This window comes from Sphaerisporangium flaviroseum (assembly GCF_039537005.1).
In the GTDB taxonomy this organism is placed as follows: Bacteria; Actinomycetota; Actinomycetes; order Streptosporangiales; family Streptosporangiaceae; genus Sphaerisporangium; species Sphaerisporangium flaviroseum.
Map to the genome: position 1 here is coordinate 963,675 of NZ_BAAAZR010000001.1, position 16,614 is coordinate 980,288.

General features: G+C 69.8%; 16 protein-coding genes. 10 read left to right on the plus strand and 6 right to left on the minus strand.

The window, feature by feature from the left end; all coding sequences use genetic code 11:
* Nucleotides 1-8: 8 nt before the first annotated feature.
* The 5 genes from dnaJ to ABD810_RS04535 form a co-directional block, all read right to left on the minus strand.
* Entirely contained in the window at nt 9-1,196 is a 1,188-nt protein-coding gene (gene dnaJ / locus ABD810_RS04515; RefSeq protein ID WP_344934536.1) for a molecular chaperone DnaJ, read from the minus strand.
* 35 nt (nt 1,197-1,231) lie between these two features.
* The gene (grpE, locus tag ABD810_RS04520) at nt 1,232-1,897 is read right to left on the minus strand and encodes a nucleotide exchange factor GrpE (RefSeq protein ID WP_344934537.1); all 666 of its coding nucleotides are present in this window, start codon (nt 1,895-1,897) and stop codon (nt 1,232-1,234) included.
* On the minus strand, nt 1,894-3,777 hold the full coding sequence (gene dnaK / locus ABD810_RS04525) for a molecular chaperone DnaK (RefSeq protein WP_344934540.1): 1,884 nt from the start codon (nt 3,775-3,777) through the stop codon (nt 1,894-1,896). Before dnaK ends, grpE begins: the two co-directional genes overlap by 4 nt.
* 206 nt (nt 3,778-3,983) lie before the next feature.
* Complete coding sequence (locus ABD810_RS04530; protein ID WP_344934543.1) at nt 3,984-4,436, minus strand: hypothetical protein; 453 nt, start codon at nt 4,434-4,436, stop codon at nt 3,984-3,986.
* A gap of 152 nt (nt 4,437-4,588) precedes the next feature.
* On the minus strand, nt 4,589-6,151 hold the full coding sequence (locus ABD810_RS04535; protein ID WP_344934545.1) for an alpha/beta hydrolase: 1,563 nt from the start codon (nt 6,149-6,151) through the stop codon (nt 4,589-4,591).
* 209 nt (nt 6,152-6,360) lie between these two features.
* On the opposite strand from ABD810_RS04535, the gene ABD810_RS04540 reads away from it, so the two are divergent.
* Nucleotides 6,361-7,272 (plus strand): proline dehydrogenase family protein, encoded by a 912-nt coding sequence (locus ABD810_RS04540; protein ID WP_344934548.1) that lies wholly within the window; start codon nt 6,361-6,363, stop codon nt 7,270-7,272.
* Between the two features lie 84 nt (nt 7,273-7,356).
* Complete coding sequence (gene proC / locus ABD810_RS04545) at nt 7,357-8,151, plus strand: pyrroline-5-carboxylate reductase (RefSeq protein WP_344934551.1); 795 nt, start codon at nt 7,357-7,359, stop codon at nt 8,149-8,151.
* A gap of 83 nt (nt 8,152-8,234) precedes the next feature.
* On the opposite strand, the gene ABD810_RS04550 is transcribed toward proC, so the two are convergent.
* Nucleotides 8,235-8,405: an EF-hand domain-containing protein gene (locus tag ABD810_RS04550; protein WP_344934555.1), complete on the minus strand. Its 171-nt coding sequence runs from the start codon at nt 8,403-8,405 to the stop codon at nt 8,235-8,237.
* A gap of 216 nt (nt 8,406-8,621) precedes the next feature.
* Between ABD810_RS04550 and ABD810_RS04555 the strand changes: the two genes are divergently transcribed.
* The 8 genes from ABD810_RS04555 to ABD810_RS04590 all read left to right on the plus strand — a co-directional run bounded on the left by ABD810_RS04555 (nt 8,622) and on the right by ABD810_RS04590 (nt 16,534).
* Nucleotides 8,622-9,869: an MFS transporter gene (locus ABD810_RS04555; RefSeq protein ID WP_344934558.1), complete on the plus strand. Its 1,248-nt coding sequence runs from the start codon at nt 8,622-8,624 to the stop codon at nt 9,867-9,869.
* A gap of 121 nt (nt 9,870-9,990) precedes the next feature.
* A complete protein-coding gene (locus tag ABD810_RS04560) occupies nt 9,991-11,403 on the plus strand; it encodes an efflux RND transporter periplasmic adaptor subunit (RefSeq protein WP_344934561.1) in 1,413 nt (470 codons plus the stop codon).
* Nucleotides 11,404-11,467: 64 nt separating this feature from the next.
* Nucleotides 11,468-12,214, plus strand: a complete 747-nt coding sequence (locus ABD810_RS04565; protein WP_344934564.1) for an ABC transporter ATP-binding protein — start codon at nt 11,468-11,470, stop codon at nt 12,212-12,214.
* A complete protein-coding gene (locus ABD810_RS04570) occupies nt 12,211-13,395 on the plus strand; it encodes an ABC transporter permease (RefSeq protein ID WP_344934567.1) in 1,185 nt (394 codons plus the stop codon). The genes ABD810_RS04565 and ABD810_RS04570 overlap by 4 nt, the downstream gene beginning before the upstream one ends.
* A 140-nt stretch (nt 13,396-13,535) precedes the next feature.
* Nucleotides 13,536-14,699: an acetoin utilization protein AcuC gene (locus tag ABD810_RS04575; RefSeq protein ID WP_344934570.1), complete on the plus strand. Its 1,164-nt coding sequence runs from the start codon at nt 13,536-13,538 to the stop codon at nt 14,697-14,699.
* Between the two features lie 73 nt (nt 14,700-14,772).
* Nucleotides 14,773-15,570 (plus strand): phosphatase, encoded by a 798-nt coding sequence (locus tag ABD810_RS04580; protein WP_344934573.1) that lies wholly within the window; start codon nt 14,773-14,775, stop codon nt 15,568-15,570.
* A 320-nt stretch (nt 15,571-15,890) separates the two neighbouring features.
* Complete coding sequence (locus tag ABD810_RS04585; RefSeq protein WP_030456159.1) at nt 15,891-16,094, plus strand: helix-turn-helix domain-containing protein; 204 nt, start codon at nt 15,891-15,893, stop codon at nt 16,092-16,094.
* Nucleotides 16,095-16,435: 341 nt separating this feature from the next.
* Entirely contained in the window at nt 16,436-16,534 is a 99-nt protein-coding gene (locus tag ABD810_RS04590) for a 30S ribosomal protein bS22 (RefSeq protein WP_018654693.1), read from the plus strand.
* The last annotated feature ends 80 nt before the right edge of the window (nt 16,535-16,614 follow it).

The following is a 16,614-nucleotide window of genomic DNA, read 5'->3' on the forward strand; positions in this document are numbered from 1 at the left end:
CCTTCGGGCTACTCGCTTCTCGCCTGTTTGAGCAGTTCGGCACGGGGGTCGGCCTCGTCGGAGACCGAGCGGTACTCCTCCAGCGCCGACCGCTCCTTGTCGCCGAGGTGCTGCGGCACCTCGACCTCCACGGTGACGAGCAGATCACCCTTGGTGCCGTCCTTGCGGGTGACACCCCGGCCGCGCACGCGGAACGTGCGACCGTTCGGTGTGCCCTCGGGGATCCTCAGGGTCACCGGCAGACCTTGCAGGATCGGCACCCTGATCTCGGCGCCGAGGGCCGCTTCGGTGAAGGTGACCGGCACCGTGATGGTCAGGTTGTCACCCGACCGGCCGAAGATCGTATGAGGTTTCACGTGGATCTGGACATAGAGGTCGCCGGCCGGACCGCCGTTCTCGCCGGGCGCGCCCTTGGCCTTGAGCCGGATGCGCTGGCCGTCGGCCACCCCGGCGGGGATGCGCGCCTGGAGCGTTCGGGTGCTCTTGCCGCGCCCGCTGCCCTCGCACACCGGGCAGGGATCGTCGACGAGCAGCCCACGGCCCTTGCAGTCGCGGCACGGCTCGGAGAAGGCGAAGTTGCCGAGGTTGCGGCTGGCCGCCCCGGTGCCCTCACAGGTCGGGCAGACCCGCGGGGTGGTGCCGGCCTTCGCGCCCGTGCCGTTGCACCCCTGGCAGGCCGAGGAACTGGTCAGCCGGAGTGCCACCGTGGTGCCGTCGACGGCTTCGGTGAACGACAGGGTGACCTCGGACTCGATGTCCTGCCCCCGGCGGGGACGGCTCGTGGTCGTGGTCGTGGTTCGCCCGCCTCGGTTGAACAGGCCGCCGAACAGGTCGCCGATGCGCTCGCCGGTGCCCCCGCCCTGCGCGGTGCCGCCGAAGAGGTCGCCGAACTCGAACGGGAACCCGCCACCGCCACCGCCGCGGGGGGCGCCGCCCCCCGCGTACCCACCGAGACCCGACCCGAACAGCGCGCGCGCCTCGTCGTACTCCTTGCGGCGCTTGGTGTCGGACAGGACGTCATAAGCCTCCGAGACCTGCTTGAACATCGCCTCGGTCTCGGTGTTGCCCTGGTTGGCGTCCGGGTGATACTTCCTGGCCAGTCTCCGGTACGCCTTCTTGATCTCTTCGGCGGTGGCGGTCTTCGACACACCAAGGACCGCGTAATAGTCCTTTTCCAGGTAGTCCTTGGTGCTCATCTATCTCTTCCTTCGCGAGCCAAAGGGGTAGTCGCTCAATTGTCCTCGGGGTCGGCCGTGGCCTCTCCCGCCTCGCCCGGCTCGGACGCGGAGCGATCCGGGCCGGCCGCCGGCTCTTCGGGCTCGGCGACCGCCACCCGCGCGGGGCGCAGGATGCGGTCACCGATCTGGTAGCCGGGCTGGAGGATCTCCACGCAGGTGGGCTCGGTGACCTCCGAGGAGTAGCTGTGCATCAGCGCCTCGTGCACGGTCGGGTCGAACGGGTCGCCCTTGGCGCCGAAGGTCGTGAGGCCCAGCTTGCCGACCGAGCTCTCGAGCGCCTCGCTCACCTTGGCGAACCCGCCGGTGAGCTCGCCGTGGTCGCGCGCGCGGCCGATGTCGTCGAGCACCGGGAGCAGCTCGTTGAGCACGTTGGCGACCGCCTGCTCACGGACCACCACCCGGTCGCGCTCGACGCGCTTGCGGTAGTTGGAGTACTCGGCCTGGAGCCGCTGGAGATCGGCCGTGCGCTCGGCGAGCTGCGCGGCCAGGTCGGCGGCCAGACCGTCGTCCGGCGCAGGCGCCCCGGCGGAGGGAGCGGGGGCCGGCTCCTCGGCGGTCTTACCGACCCCCGGGCGCACCTCCCCGGTCTCCGGGTCGATGCGCCGGTTGTCGCGGATCACCAGGCCTTCGTGCTCGCTCCCAGAGTTCGGGGACGTCACGCGGCACCGCCCTCCCGCTTCGGCTCGTCGTCGACGATCTCGGCCTCGACGACGTCGTCGTCGGCCTTGGTGCCGGCGTCCGTCGGGCCGGTGGCGCCGGTGGCGTCGGCCGGGCCATCGGATCCGGAGGCCTGCGACTGGGCGTAGATCGCCGAGCCCATCTTCTGGCTGACGGTGGCGAGCTTCTCCGCGGAGGCGCGGATGGCGGCGGCGTCGGTGCCCTCCAGCGTCTTCTTCAGCTCGGAGAGTGCCTCCTCGACCTCGGTCTTGACCTCGGCCGGGACCTTCTCGTCGTTCTCGCGGAGGAACTTCTCCGTCTGGTAGGCGAGGGCGTCGGCGTTGTTGCGCGTCTCGGCCTCGTCGCGGCGCTGCTTGTCCTCCTCGGCGTAGGACTCGGCCTCGCGCATCATGCGCTCGATGTCGTCCTTCGGCAGCGCGGAGCCGCCGGTGATCGTCATCGACTGCTCCTTGCCGGTGCCGAGGTCCTTGGCGCCGACGTTGACGATGCCGTTGGCGTCGATGTCGAAGGTGACCTCGATCTGCGGGATGCCGCGCGGCGCCGGGGCGATGCCGGTCAGCTCGAAGGTGGCCAGCTTCTTGTTGTACGCCGCGATCTCGCGCTCGCCCTGGAACACCTGGATCTGCACCGACGGCTGGTTGTCCTCAGCGGTGGTGAAGACCTCCGACCGCTTGGTCGGGATCGTGGTGTTGCGCTCGATGATCTTGGTGAAGATGCCGCCCTTGGTCTCGATGCCGAGGCTCAGCGGGGTGACGTCGAGGAGCAGGACGTCCTTGACCTCGCCCTTGAGCACGCCGGCCTGGAGCGCGGCGCCGATGGCGACGACCTCGTCGGGGTTGACGCCCTTGTTGGGCTCCTTGCCGCCGGTCAGGTCCTTCACCAGCTCGCTGACGGCCGGCATGCGGGTGGACCCGCCGACGAGCACCACGTGGGCGATGTCGGCGACCTTGATGCCGGCGTCCTTGATGACCTGGTGGAACGGGCCCTTGCAGCGGTCGAGCAGGTCGGCGGTGATGCGCTGGAACTCCGAGCGGGTCAGCTTCTCCTCGAGGTGGAGCGGGCCCTCCGCCGAGGCGGTGATGTAAGGCAGGTTGACCGAGGACTCCGTCTGGGACGACAGCTCGATCTTGGCCTTCTCCGCGGCCTCGCGCAGGCGCTGGAGCGCCATCTTGTCCTTGGAGAGGTCGACGCCGTGGGCGTTCTTGAAGCGGGTCACCAGCTCGTCGACGACGCGCTGGTCCCAGTCGTCGCCACCGAGGTGGTTGTCACCGCTGGTGGCCTTGACCTCGACGAAGCCGTGGCCGTCCTCCTGGCCGACGTCGAGCAGGGACACGTCGAAGGTGCCGCCGCCGAGGTCGAAGACCAGGATGGTCTGGTCCTTGTCCTTGTCGAGCCCGTAGGCCAGGGCGGCCGAGGTGGGCTCGTTGATGATGCGAAGCACATTGAGACCCGCGATGGTGCCGGCCTCCTTGGTGGCCTGGCGCTGCGAGTCGTTGAAGTACGCGGGAACGGTGATCACCGCGTCGGTGATCTTCTCGCCGAGATAGGCCTCGGCGTCCGTCTTCAGCTTCTGCAGCACGAAGGCACTGATCTGCTGGGGCGAGAACTTCTTGCCGTCGATCTCGACCGACCAGGAGGAGCCCATCTCCCGCTTGACCGAGCGGATGGTCCGGTCGACGTTGGTGACGGCCTGGCGCTTGGCGACCTCGCCGACCAGGACCTCGCCGTTCTTCGCGAAAGCGACCACGGACGGCGTGGTCCGCGAGCCCTGCGCGTTGGCGATGACCGTGGGCTCACCGCCCTCGAGAATCGAGACGACGGAGTTGGTCGTCCCCAGGTCGATACCTACCGCACGTGCCATGAGTACGTCCTTGTAGTCAAAGTTGAGTCTGTATGACTCAATGCTGGATACCGCTCGGCTGTTTGTCAAGCGACTTGAGTCTAACCGGCTCAACCCTACGCGGCCCGCGCCCATTCCGTGAGCTCCGGGGTAGGAAAAGGCCCCTCATTGTCCGGACACACCGGTACCGCCGGTGCCCGCGGGGGAGTGCTCCTCGGCGCCTCAGGTCAACGCCGGGCACCGTCGACGATCTTGCGCTTGCCGAGGGGCGCCTTGAGCTTGACCGTCGTCGTCTTCTGGATCGCGATCTGTATGCACGCGACGTCCCGCGACCCCCGCGCCCGGCCCTCGTACAGGGTGACGGTCACGGTCTTGGCGGTCTCCCGCACCTTCACGCGGTCGAGCACATTGCAGGGCTCGACGCCCGACCACCACACGATCTTCAGCCTCCGCCCGTCGCGCGAGGGCTTGGCCTTCTCCCACCGCACCTTGCGCGGGGTGATCGTGTGGCCCTTCGGCTTGGTCGGGGAGGGGGCGGCCGCCGGGGTGGTGGCGCCGGTGGAGTTCGCGCTCGTCACCACAGGCCGCTCGGCGGCGGGGTTCGTGGCCGTGGCACTCGGAGCGTTGCCGCAGCCGAGAGCCAGCAGCAGGGATCCGGTCGCCAGTGTCGCCGTCATCATCCGCATATCCCTTTGACGTACCCGATCTCGCGTGGGTTCGGAACGCCGTCCGTGCGGCCGTACACGAAAGGCCTCCGACCCGGTGATCGGGTCGGAGGCCTTCGCGGGGGGTGCGGGCTCAGCGCCTCATCGGGGCCGAGCGTATGGAGGGGTCAGCGCTCGCCGGGCACCCAGTCGTCCTCGGACGTGGGCGCGGAACGCAGGGTCGCCGCGGGCGGAACCGGGTCGGCGAACGGCGCGCAGTGCACGTCCGGGCCGGGCAGGCTCGCGGGCAGCGTCCCGTCGGTCAGGTAGGCCTTCCAGATGTCGTCGATGCAGGCGTTGCCGCGGCCGGTGAGACCGTGGTTGCCGCCACCGTCCATGACCACGAGGCGCGAGGCCGGGAAGCGCTTGTGCATCTCCACGCCACCGGGGTACGGGGTCGCCGCGTCCTTGGTGTCCTGGAAGAGCAGGGCGTTCTGGATGGCCTTGCCGTTGATGCGCGGGGGGTTGTGCCCGCGGACCGGCCACGACTGGCACTGCGCGTTGTACCAGGCGTTGCCCCAGGACAGGAACGGCGCGGTGCGGTAGGACTCCCACCAGTCGCGGTGCCAGGTGCCCCAGTCGCGCGGCCAGCGGGCGTCGGTGCACTCGACGGCGGAGTAGACCGCGAAGCCGTTGTCGTCGCCGCTGGAGTCGCCGTAGGTGCCGTACGCGGCGACCAGGGGAGCGGTCTCGCCCGCGGTCACGTACTTCGACAGGGCGTTGGCCAGAAGCGGCCAGCGGCTCTTCAGATAGCCGCCCGCCAGGTAGGTGTCGTCAAGCTCGTCCGGGCCGACCCTGCCCTCGGCGGGCGTCGCCTTGAGCTTGGCCCGGGTCGCGTAGAACGCCTTCTCCACGTCGGCGCCGGCGGTGCCGAGGTGGTACGTGGCGTCGTACTTGGCGATCCAGGCGAAGAAGTCCTTGGCGCGGACCTCGAAGGCGTGGTTCTGGTCGATGTTGGCCTCGTACCAGACACGCTCGGGGTTGACGATGCTGTCCAGGACCAGGCGGCGGACCTTGGAGGGGAACATGGTCGCGTAGGTGGCGCCCAGGTAGGTCCCGTAGGAGTAGCCGACGTAGCTGATCTGCTTCTGGCCGAGGGCCTTGCGGATCTCGTCCATGTCCTTGGCGGCGTCCACCGTGGTCATGTTCGCCAGCAGGTCACCGTGGGCGGCGTCACAGGCCTTGGAGTAGCCCTGCATCCTCTTCACCCAGGCCGCCTCCTCGGCCCAGTTGGCGGGGACGTAGTCGGGGCGCACGGGGTTGAAGAAGTTCGGGTCGCAGCTCAGCCGGGGCTCGCTGGATCCGACGCCACGCGGGTCGAAGCCGATCAGGTCGTACTGCGCGGCCAGGGGAGCGCCGAGACGGGTCCGCATGACCGCGGGGTAGGGCAGGCCGCTGCCACCGGGTCCACCCGGGTTGAACAGGATGGCGCCCTGGTAGTGGGCCGTGTCGGTCGCCTTCAGACGGGAGACCGCGATCTTGATCTTCTTGCCCCACGGGCGGTCGTAGTCGAGCGGGACGGCGATCGAGGCGCACTCGACGCCTTCCGGAAGGCCGGCGCACTGCGCCCACTGCGGGGCGGGAACCGTGTGGCCAGGTGCCTGCTGAGTACCGGCCGTCGCAGGTGAGGCGACCAACGCTCCGCTCAGACCCAGGCCGGCGGTGGCCAGCGCTATGAGGATCTTCTTCACATGTACCCCTTCGACGCCACGGCTCCGTCGTTGGAACCGACTTATGGCACCATCGGGTAGATCATGCGTATAAAGGGCCCATAAGGCGACGCGTATCTTCAGTTGGTTGTCAAACCGCAACATGGGCTCAGGCTCCGGTGATCGACGCCTGAAGCACCGTAGGGTAGGCAGGTCTCCCCACTCGCCGTCGTGCCGGAAGGGTGCCAATCGTGTTGCGTGAGGTTCTGCTGGCTGCTTCGAGCAGCGACCGCGTCGAGAACGTGGTCAGGACGGCGGGGGTGACCCGCAAGCTGACGGCCCGTTACGTCGCGGGGGACAGCGTGGAGGACGCCGCCTCGGTGGCCGCGGGCCTGGTCGCGGACGGCCTGCTGGTGAGCCTCGACCACCTGGGAGAGGAGAGCCGGAACGCCGACGAGGCCGCCCGCGCGGTCAAGACGTCCCTCGCGCTGCTCGACGCCCTCGCCCAGCGCGGTATCGCCAAGGGGGCCGACCTTTCTGTGCGGCTCACCTCCGTGGGCCTGCACATCGACGAGAATCTCGCCAGGGACAACGCCGCGCGCCTGTGCCACGCCGCCGGCGAGGTCGGGGCCACGGTCACGCTCGACACCGAGGACGCGGCGATGGCCGAGTCCGCCTTCGCGGTCCACGCGGCGCTGCTGCAGGACCACCCCACCACCGGCGTCACCGTCCAGTCGAGCCTGTGCCGCGCCGAGCATCACTGCCGGTCGCTCGCCTCCGCCCGCGTGCGGCTGTGCCGGGGCGTCATCGACGCGGCGGCCTCGGTGGCCTACAGCGAGGTCGGCGACATCAACCGCTCCTACGTCCGCTGCCTCAAGGTGCTCATGTCCGGCCAGGGGTACCCGATGGTCGCCGTCCACGACCGGCGGCTCATCGAGGTCGCCGCGGCGCTCGCGGTGCTCAACGAGCGCGAGCCCGGCAGCTTCGAGTACCAGATGGCGTACGGCGTGCGGCGGCAGGAGCAGCGCAGGCTCACCGATCTCGGCGCCCAGGTGCGCGTCCGCGTTCCTTACGGGGCCGGCTGGTACGGCCACCTCACACGCCGCCTCGCGGGGCGCCCCGCCAATCTCGGGCTCCTCGCGCGCTCGCTGGTGGGCCGTTAGCCGTACGCCCGGTCGACCAGGCTCGGACCCGTGGGGAGTCGGTAGGCTGCGAGCGTTTCCAACTCCTACGCGAGGTGTCTTGAGATGATCGCGATTCTCGGAACCGGCAAGATGGGCGAGGCCCTTCTGTCCGGGCTGCTGCGCGCGGGGGTCGAGCCGGGCGAGATCATGGTCACCGCGCGGCGTGAGGAGCGGGCCCAGGCGCTTCGCGACCGTTACGCCGTGCGGGTCGTGTCCAACATCGAGGCCGCCCAGACCGCCGACACCCTGATCCTCGCGGTCAAGCCGCAGGACATGGGCACCCTGCTCGCCGAGGTCGGATCCCAGGTGCCCGCGGGCAGGCTGGTCATCTCGGTGGCGGCCGGCATCACCACGTCCTTCGTGGAGTCCCGGCTGAGCGACGAGGTGCCGGTCGTGCGGGTCATGTCCAACACCCCGGTGCTGGTCGACGAGGCCATGAGCGTGATCTCCGCGGGTGCCCACGCGTCCGAGATCCACCTCAAGCAGGCCGAGGACCTGCTGAAGCCGGTCGGCAAGGTGCTGCGCATCCCGGAGTCCCAGCAGGACGCCGCGACGGCGCTCTCCGGCAGCGGCCCGGCCTACTTCTTCTACCTGGTAGAGGCCATGGTCGACGCGGGAATCCTCCTGGGCATGCCGCGAGCGGCCGCGCTAGACATGGTGACGCAGTCGATCGTCGGCGCGGCCATCATGCTGCGCGACTCCGGCGAGCACCCCGTCATCCTGCGCGAGGCGGTCACCTCGCCCGCCGGCACCACGATCTCCGCCATCGCCGAGTTGGAGCGCCACAGCGTCCGGGCCGCGTTCCTCGCCGCCATCGAGGCCGCGCGCGACCGGAGCCGCGAGCTCGCCTCCGGCTGACCGGGCGGCCGCCGGCTCGATCGCCGGCCTGTCAGCGGTCGGGAGAGGTCACCCGGAGGAACTCCTCGAAGGACAGCCGTCCGTCACCGTCGGCCGTCGGCGTTGCCGTCCAGCGCTCCGATCGCCTCGGCGGGGAGGTGCGGGAAGTGCTCGGTGAACTCCGCGTGGGTGATGAAGCCGTCACCGTCGCTGTCGATCGTGTCGAACTGACGCTTGAGCTGCGCCCATCGCTGATCCGCGGGTACTGCCGACAAGGAGATCTGCCTCCGGCGCGAGAAGGTACGTGGTCCGGCGAACACCATAGTTCGGACATATAGCCAAGACGACCTCGGGTAATCATTTATCGGTACATGTCAGCGGTGATGGCCCCGTCGCGGCCGGTCTGACCTTGGACGGCCCGGCGGACGGTTAGGAAACTTTCTCATTACGAGGCATCATGGCCGCGGCGTAACGGCGGACATGGGGGCATCGTGGTGGAAGCCGCACAGGCGACGGAGCAGGCGAGAGATCGGCCGGCGGGGCGCGCGGTCTGGACCAGGGACTTCCGGCTGTTCTTCACCGCCAGGTCGGTCTCGATGCTCGGCACGGGCATGGTGCCGGTGGCGATGTCGCTCGGTGTCCTCCAGGCCGGGTACGGAGCCAGTGGGGTCGGCTTCACCCTCGCGGCCTCGATCACGCCCATGGCCCTCCTCGTTCTCTTCGGCGGGGTGTTCGCCGACCGGTTCACGCCGCGCAGGATGATGGTCGGGGCGGACCTGGTCCGCGTGGTCGCGCAGACCATCACGGCGGTCCTCTTCCTCACCGGGTCGCCCGCCCTCTGGCAGCTCATGGTCATCTCGGCCGTCAACGGCACGGCCGCCGCGATGTTCCAGCCCGGCCTGGCGAGCCTGGTCCCCCAGATCGCCGCCGACGTGCAGCGCGCGGTGGCGACCCAGCGCACCTCCGAGTCGCTGATGCTGCTCATCGGGCCCTCCATCGCGGGTCTCCTGGTCGCGTTCGCCGACGTCGGCGTGGTGTTCCTGATCGACGCCTCCGGCTTCGGCGTCAGCGCGCTCTGCCTCATGCTGCTGCGGCTGAGGGGCCGGCCGCCGGCGGCTGTCGAGGGCTCCATGTGGGCCAACCTCAAGGAGGGATGGCGGGAGTTCCGCTCCCGTACATGGATGTGGGGCGTGATCCTCATCTGGGCGGTCATGGGGATCACCGTCTTCGGCCCCGTGCTCCCGCTCGGCGCGACCCTGATCAGCGCCTCCCACCACGCGACCGGGTACGGCTTCGTCACCTCCGCCTTCGGCGCGGGCACGATCCTCGGCGGCCTCGTCGCCATGAGGGTCAAGCCCTACCGGCCGCTGGCCGCCGGAGCCACGGCGATGTTCCTCTTCACGCTCCAGCCGCTCTCGATAGCGCTCGGCCTTCCCCTCGCGGTGATGGCCGCGTGCCACCTCCTCGCCGGAACGGGGTACGCCTTCTGGGGCGTCATGTGGATGACCAGCGTGCAGACCCAGGTGGCGCCCGAGGTGCTGAACCGCGTCCACGCCTACGAGGTCGCCGGCTCGGTCATGGCCATCCCCATCGGCCAGGCCCTCTGCGGCCCCGTCGCGTCGCTGGTGGGGGCCAAGGAGGTGCTGACGGTCTCGTCGGTGGTCGCCGTCGCCGGGTGCGCGGTCATGCTGTCGGTGCCCGCGATCCGCCGCCTGCGCCGCGTCTCCCCGACGCCCTAGACCGGTCACGCCGCCCGTACGAACCGCGTAGGCGTACGGATGCGCAGGTCGCGCCCGTACCGGATCAAACGGGTACCAGGCGCCAAGCGGGGGGACGAGTGTCCCTCCTACGATGGGCCGGGTGACGATTCGTCGCGGTATCCCCCCGCTTCTCATTGGCCTCACGCTGCTTGTCTCATCGTGCTCCCAGGACGAGGCGCCCAAGGTGCAGATCGCCGAGGCCGAACGCGCTCCGGTCAGCGAGGTCGTCGAGGCCCCGGCCACCGTCGGCGCCCGCGCCACGGCCACGCTGCGCTCTCCGGCGGCGGGTACCGTCGCCAAGTTGTACGTGCACGACGGTGAGGCGGTCGACAAGGGAGAGATCCTTGCCAAGATCAGCTCTCCGCAGGCCGAGGACCAGCTCAAACAGGCTCGCCAGGCCGAACGGCAGGCGTCCAGGCCGGTGCGGCTGGGGGGCGGGATCGCGGCGCCCGCCATCCGTCCCGCCGGCCTCAACCTCACCTCCTCCCTGGACCGGAAGGCGGCGCGGGGCTTCGCCAGGGCCCGCACGGCGGCGAGGAAGATCAAGGACACCCAGGTGAGGGCGCAACTGCTCGCCGCGATCGACTCCGCGCAGACACAGCATCGGGCCCAGCGCGCGGCGCTGAACGAGATCACCCAGAATCTGACGCGTTCGGTGAACCAGGTGCTCTCCCAGGTGAGCGGCCAGATCGGAGCGGGGCTGGGCGGGCTGGCCTCGTCCATGTCCTCTCTCCAGGCCGCTTCCCGCACCCAGGCCAAGGCGGCGGTGAAGGTCGCGAAGAGCACCGTCAAGGGGCTCGTGATCAAGGCCCCCTTCGACGGGATCGTCACGCTGGGCGGGCCGTCGGGCGGCGGTTCGCCCGACCTCGGCTCGCTGCTCGGCCGGCTCCCCGCGGGCCTCGCCGGCCAGACGGGTTCGGCCACGGGACCCTCCGGCGGCGCGGGCGCGTCGACGTCCGCAGGAACGGTCGCCACCGGAGTGCCGGTGGCGGCCGGCGACGCCATCGCGACCGTGACGGACGTCTCCAAGCTCACGCTCTCCGCGGACGTGGACGAGACCGACGTGCTGCTCGTCACGCCAGGGGTCAAGGCCGAGATCGAGCTCGACGCCGTCTCCGGGGCCACCTACCGGGCGAAGGTCACCGGAGTGGGCGTGACGCCCAAGGAGGGCACCACGGGCGGGGTCAGCTATCCCGTACGGCTCACGCTCGGCCAGGGAACCTTCGAAGACGGAGGTGAAGCGCCCGTACCGAAACCCGGCATGAGCGCGGTCGTGCGTCTCACCGTGCGCGAGTCACCGGACGCTGTGGCGGTGCCGGCGTCGAGCATCGTCACGAGCGGCAGGGACACCGTGGTGTGGGTGGTCCGCGGCGACGGCTCGGCCGAGCGCAGGGTCGTCAAGCTCGGTGCCCAGGGCGATGCCTCGGTCGAGATCGCGCGGGGTCTCACGGCCGGGGAACGGGTCGTCGTCAAGGGCGCCGACACCGTACGGCCGGGGCAGAAGCTCACGTGAGGGACCCCGCGGGCACGCGGCGCCTCCGCGTCAGGAGCACGGTGGGCCACCGGGGAGGCCGGGGATGAGCGAGCCCGCCTTCGAGGCCATCGACCTCGCCCGGTCCTACCGGCTGGAGGGGGTGTCGGTCGACGCGCTGCGCGGGGTGAGCCTCCGCATCGGCCAAGGGGAGTTCGTGGCCATCCTCGGCCCGTCCGGATCGGGGAAGTCGACGCTCATGCACCTGCTGGGCTGCCTGGACCGGCCCACCTCCGGCACGCTGCGGGTCAACGGCGTCGACGTCGCGACGCTGGACGACACCGGCCTGGCCGAGCTCCGCAACCAGTCCGTGGGATTCGTCTTCCAGTCCTTCCACCTGCTCGGACGCACCTCGGCGCTGGAGAACGTGGCACTGCCCCTGGTGTACCGGGGCGTGGGCAAGGCCGAGCGGCGTGAGCGGGCCAGGCAGGCGCTGGAGTCGGTGGGCCTCGCGCACCGGCTGGACCACCGGCCGTCCCAGATGTCCGGAGGCGAGCAGCAGCGGGTGGCGATCGCCCGCGCGCTGGTCGGCGACCCCAAGGTGGTGCTGGCCGACGAGCCGACCGGCAACCTGGACTCGAAGAACGGCCAGGAGGTGATGGGCATCCTCGCGGGCCTCAACGCCGAGCGCGGCGTGGCCGTGGTGCTGGTCACCCACGAGCGCGAGGTGGCCGACCTCGCCCGGCGGCGCATCCACGTCCGCGACGGGCTGATCGAGCTCGACACCGCGCAGCAGCCCGTTGCCGCAGACGGTGACCCGGATGCCCGGTCCGCCGGACGGGACGCCTCGTGAGGACCGCCGAGGCCTTGCGGATGGCGCTGGAGGCGCTGAGGGTCAACCGGCTGCGCAGCGCGCTGACGATGTTCGGCGTCGTGATCGGGGTGTCGGCCGTGGTGATCCTTGTCGCGATCGGCACCGGCGCCAAGGAGGCGGTCGAGAGGGAGATCGCCGGGCTGGGCAGCAACATCATCCTGGTGGTGCCCGGCCAGGTGGGACTCGGCGCCGCGCCCACGCAGAGCCGTCTCAACCTCGCGGACGTCGCGTTCGTCCGTCGCGTGGTCGGCGACCCCGCGAAGGTGACGGTCGCGGTCAACTCGGGTGAGTCCGTACGGGTGGGCCGCACCGAGGTGTTCGCCACCATCACCGGCACCGACGAGAACCTGCCGAACATCTTCGACCGGCCGCTGCGCCGTGGCCGGTATCTCAGCGCCACGGACGTGGACACGCGACGGCGGGTCGCGGTCCTCGGCTCGGAGGTGGGGGTCAAGCTCTTCGGGGACGTGGACCCGATCGGCAGGCAGGTCACGATCTCGGGTGTGCGGTTCCGGGTGATCGGCCTGTACGAGCCGGTGGGCGCGACCTTCGGCGTGGCCCGGGACCAGGAGGTCCACGTGCCCGTCACGACCGCCCAGCGGCTGATCGGGCTGTCGCGGATCAACGGCATCGCGGTGGGGGCGTCGGGCCCGGACGAGATCGAGCCGCTACGGCAGCGGGTCGTCGCAGGGCTCGCCGACCGCTACCCGGGGGAGCGGTTCAGCGCCGTGACCCAGACCCAGCTCCTTGGGACCATCGGGAGCGTGCTCGGCATGCTCACGGGCGTCCTGGCCGCCATCGCGGGCATCTCCCTGCTCGTCGGGGGAGTCGGGGTCTCCAACATCATGCTGGTGAGCGTGCGGGAGCGCACTCGCGAGATCGGGCTGCGCAAGGCACTCGGCGCCAGGCAGCGGGACGTACTGGGGCAGTTCCTCATCGAGGCCGTGCTGCTCACCACGATCGGCGGTGTGATCGGCATCCTGATCGGCGTGGGCGGCTCCCTGCTGATCCAGGCGGTCTCACCGGTGCCCGCCGCGATCACCTGGTGGTCGATCGCGCTGGCCTTCGGCGTGTCTGCGTCCGTCGGCGTCTTCTTCGGCGTCGCCCCGGCGCGCCGGGCGGCCCGGCTCGATCCGGTCATCGCCCTCCGCGCCGAGTGACGGCCGTCGGTGGTCGATCGTTTGGCGTGCGGTACGGTCGGTTTCATGAGCGTGCGCGGTGAGCTTGTGAGCCCGCGCCCTCGGTGTGGCCGATCCTTTACCTTCGGCCGTGGCCGATCCGTGGTGCGCGAGGTGGTGGCGTGAGCCGGTCCGTGCGGGTCGTCTGGGACGACGAGCTGGTGTCGTACGACTTCGGGCCAGGCCATCCCCTGGCGCCCGTCAGGGTGGAGCTCACCATGGAGCTGGCCCGTGAGCTCGGGGTGCTCGACAAGGTGGAGCTGGTCGGATGCGCTCCCGCGAGCGACGACGAGCTGGCGCTGGTGCACAAGCGCGATTACATCGAGGCGGTCAAGCGGGTGTCGGCCGACGGCGAGCCCGACCTGTCGTGCGGCCTCGGCACGCCCGACAACCCGGCCTTCCCGGGCGTGCACGAGGCCTCGGCGCTCGTCGCGGGTGCGACGCTCACCGCCGCCCGGGCCGTGTGGGCGGGCGAGGCGGAGCACGCCCTCAACGTCGCCGGCGGCCTGCACCACGCCATGCCGGGGACGGCCAGCGGCTTCTGCGTGTACAACGACCCGGCCGTGGGCATCGCGTGGATGCTCTCGCAGGGCGCCAGGCGCATCGCCTATGTCGACGTCGACGTGCACCACGGTGACGGCGTCCAGGCCATGTTCTACGACGACCCGAGGGTTCTGACGATCAGCCTGCACGAGAGCCCTCGCACGCTCTTCCCCGGCACCGGTTTCCCCTCCGAGACCGGAGCCGAGGGCACGGCCGTCAACGTCGCGCTCCCGGCCGGCTGCGGGGACACCGGGTGGCTGAGGGCGTTCCACGCGGTGGTCCCGCCGCTGCTGCGGGCGTTTGAGCCCGAAGTGCTCGTCACACAGCACGGCTGTGACAGCCACGCCCTCGATCCCCTGGCCCATCTCATGCTGAGCCTCGACGGCCAGCGGCAGGCCTACGCCGCCCTGCACGCGCTGGCGCACGAGACGGCGGGAGGGAGATGGCTGGCGACAGGGGGCGGCGGTTACGAGCTGGTCCAGGTGGTCCCGCGCGCGTGGAGTCACCTGATCGCCGAGGCGGCGGGCGAGCCTGTCGATCCGGGCACGCCGACGCCGCAGAACTGGCGTGAGTTCGTCAGGGGGCGGACGGGCGAGGTCCCGCCGCTCACGATGACCGATGGCCGCAGCCCGGAATTTCAGGATTTCTCCGGTGGTTACGACCCTGGGGACGCAATCGACCGAGCGATCATGGCGACACGGAAAGCGATCTTCCCCTTTCACGGGCTGGATCCCCAGCCCTGATCCCGCCCGTATGGCGGCGGCCGGCTGACGATCGCCGAGGGCGGACGACTTTGGCGAGTGGACGGAGTGAACGATGGACACCGCGACTGCTCCTTCGCGGGAAGAGCTGAGAGAGCAACTGATCCGGACCAAAATCGCCGGAGACGTCGCCACCAGCCGGGAGAACAACCTCGACCACTACCGCTCACTCGCTGTACGTGACCCCCACTACATGTTCGGGCTCACGATGGACGGCGACTGGACCTATCGCGACATCCTCGCTCTGATGGCGAAGTCGGCCGGGGTCATCGCCGACCCCGAGTTCCGGTCCGGGCGGGACACGATCGACCCGGATCGCACCATCGACGCACTCGACGCGATGGGCGACCGCATCGCCGCCACGCTCAAGCGAGGCGATGCCAAGGTGCTCATCGCCACCGGGCACCCGACCGGCCTCCTCACCACGCACCTCGCCCTGGCGCGACTGGCCAGGAAGCACGGTGCCACCCTGCTGACCCCCGGTGAGCAGCGCTCCTTCGCCAGCGGAGGGCTGGGCCGCAAGCGCCGTATCCGCTACCTGGACGACGTGGCCATGCTCGACGACGGCGGCGCGCTCGTCCACACCCACGACCCGGCCCCGATGCAGGCGATGCTGCTCGAGCTCGGCGGCGAGAAGCCCGATCTCGTGATCGCCGACCACGGCTGGGCCGGAGCGGCCGGCGAGGCCGGGGTGGAGACGGTCGGATTCGCCGACAGCAACGACCCGGGACTGTTCGTCGGGGAGGCGGAAGGCAAGATCGCCGTCACCGTGCCCCTCGATGACAATGTGCTACCCCGTCATTACGATCCGATGAACCGCTACCTGATCTCCAGGGTCGAGAGTGGCCTGTGAGGCGGGCGTCGCCAATCCGGTCCTGCCCTAACTGCCGTTACGCGCACGCATTCGCCGCCGGACGTAGACCGTTTGCCAACTTTTTTATGATTCCAGGCGACTCTAATGGGACACAGTTAGACCGTCTACAAGATCGGGATCAGGGCTCGGCCTGGCTGCTGGCCAGCGACTTTCTCCATTCTGGTGGCAGACGTCTCCACAGACTGATGGAATAGGGGGTTTGCGCGATCGGAGACGCGTTCTACGCTGACAGCAGTACACGTGCGTGAGCAATGGCACCAGTGGGGATAACCCGGAAACACGTGCGGAAGAGGCGTCCGATGGGTGCAGGCGAAAGACCTCTCAGCGAGGTGAAGTTCCTGACGGTGGCAGAAGTGGCCACCGTCATGCGGGTGTCCAAGATGACGGTGTACCGGCTCGTCCACTCGGGTGAATTACCGGCCATCCGGGTCGGGCGATCCTTCAGGGTGCCTGAGCAGGCGGTGCACGACTACCTGAGGGATGCGTTCATCGAAGCAGGTTGACTGAACCAGTAGCGACATCACGGGTCACTGGCTGAAACCGCTAGGTAACGAGCGCATGGTTTGCTAGGGGCGCGATCCTGACCGGGCACGGAGCGGGTGGCCGACCGCCCGCATCGTCGCCGGTCGGCGCGCGTCGCCCTTCGGCGGGCTACGCGGGTTCCCCCCGGGGAGCGATCGACAGCGAATCGCCGGTAGGCTGTTGAATCGGTGTGCTTCTTGCGAGGCGCCGATCAGGTTCCGGATGCGCCGTGGCAACGGCTTTTCCGCGATCAGGGTCGTCGTGCCACTCGCGAGGGGGTACACACCGATTCGACGAAAACCTACCTTCACCTGGGGGTCCCGTGGGCTCTGTGATCAAAAAGCGTCGTAAGCGCATGGCCAAGAAGAAGCACCGCAAGCTTCTCAAGAAGACCCGCATCCAGCGGCGTAACAAGAAGTAGTAGCGCGGACCGACGACGCAGAGCGGCGGGCCGGGGCGTGATAGATCATGAGCCCGGTCAGCACCCGAGCAAGCGCGACC

Excerpts from the sequence above, each read along its gene's own strand:
- ABD810_RS04585 (WP_030456159.1), top strand. The coding sequence starts at position 15,891 with ATGGGTGCAGGCGAAAGACCTCTCAGCGAGGTGAAGTTCCTGACGGTG.
- dnaJ (WP_344934536.1), bottom strand. The coding sequence starts at position 1,196 with ATGAGCACCAAGGACTACCTGGAAAAGGACTATTACGCGGTCCTTGGT.
- dnaK (WP_344934540.1), bottom strand. The coding sequence starts at position 3,777 with ATGGCACGTGCGGTAGGTATCGACCTGGGGACGACCAACTCCGTCGTC.
- proC (WP_344934551.1), top strand. The coding sequence starts at position 7,357 with ATGATCGCGATTCTCGGAACCGGCAAGATGGGCGAGGCCCTTCTGTCC.
- ABD810_RS04530 (WP_344934543.1), bottom strand. The coding sequence starts at position 4,436 with ATGATGACGGCGACACTGGCGACCGGATCCCTGCTGCTGGCTCTCGGC.
- ABD810_RS04580 (WP_344934573.1), top strand. The coding sequence starts at position 14,773 with ATGGACACCGCGACTGCTCCTTCGCGGGAAGAGCTGAGAGAGCAACTG.
- ABD810_RS04565 (WP_344934564.1), top strand. The coding sequence starts at position 11,468 with ATGAGCGAGCCCGCCTTCGAGGCCATCGACCTCGCCCGGTCCTACCGG.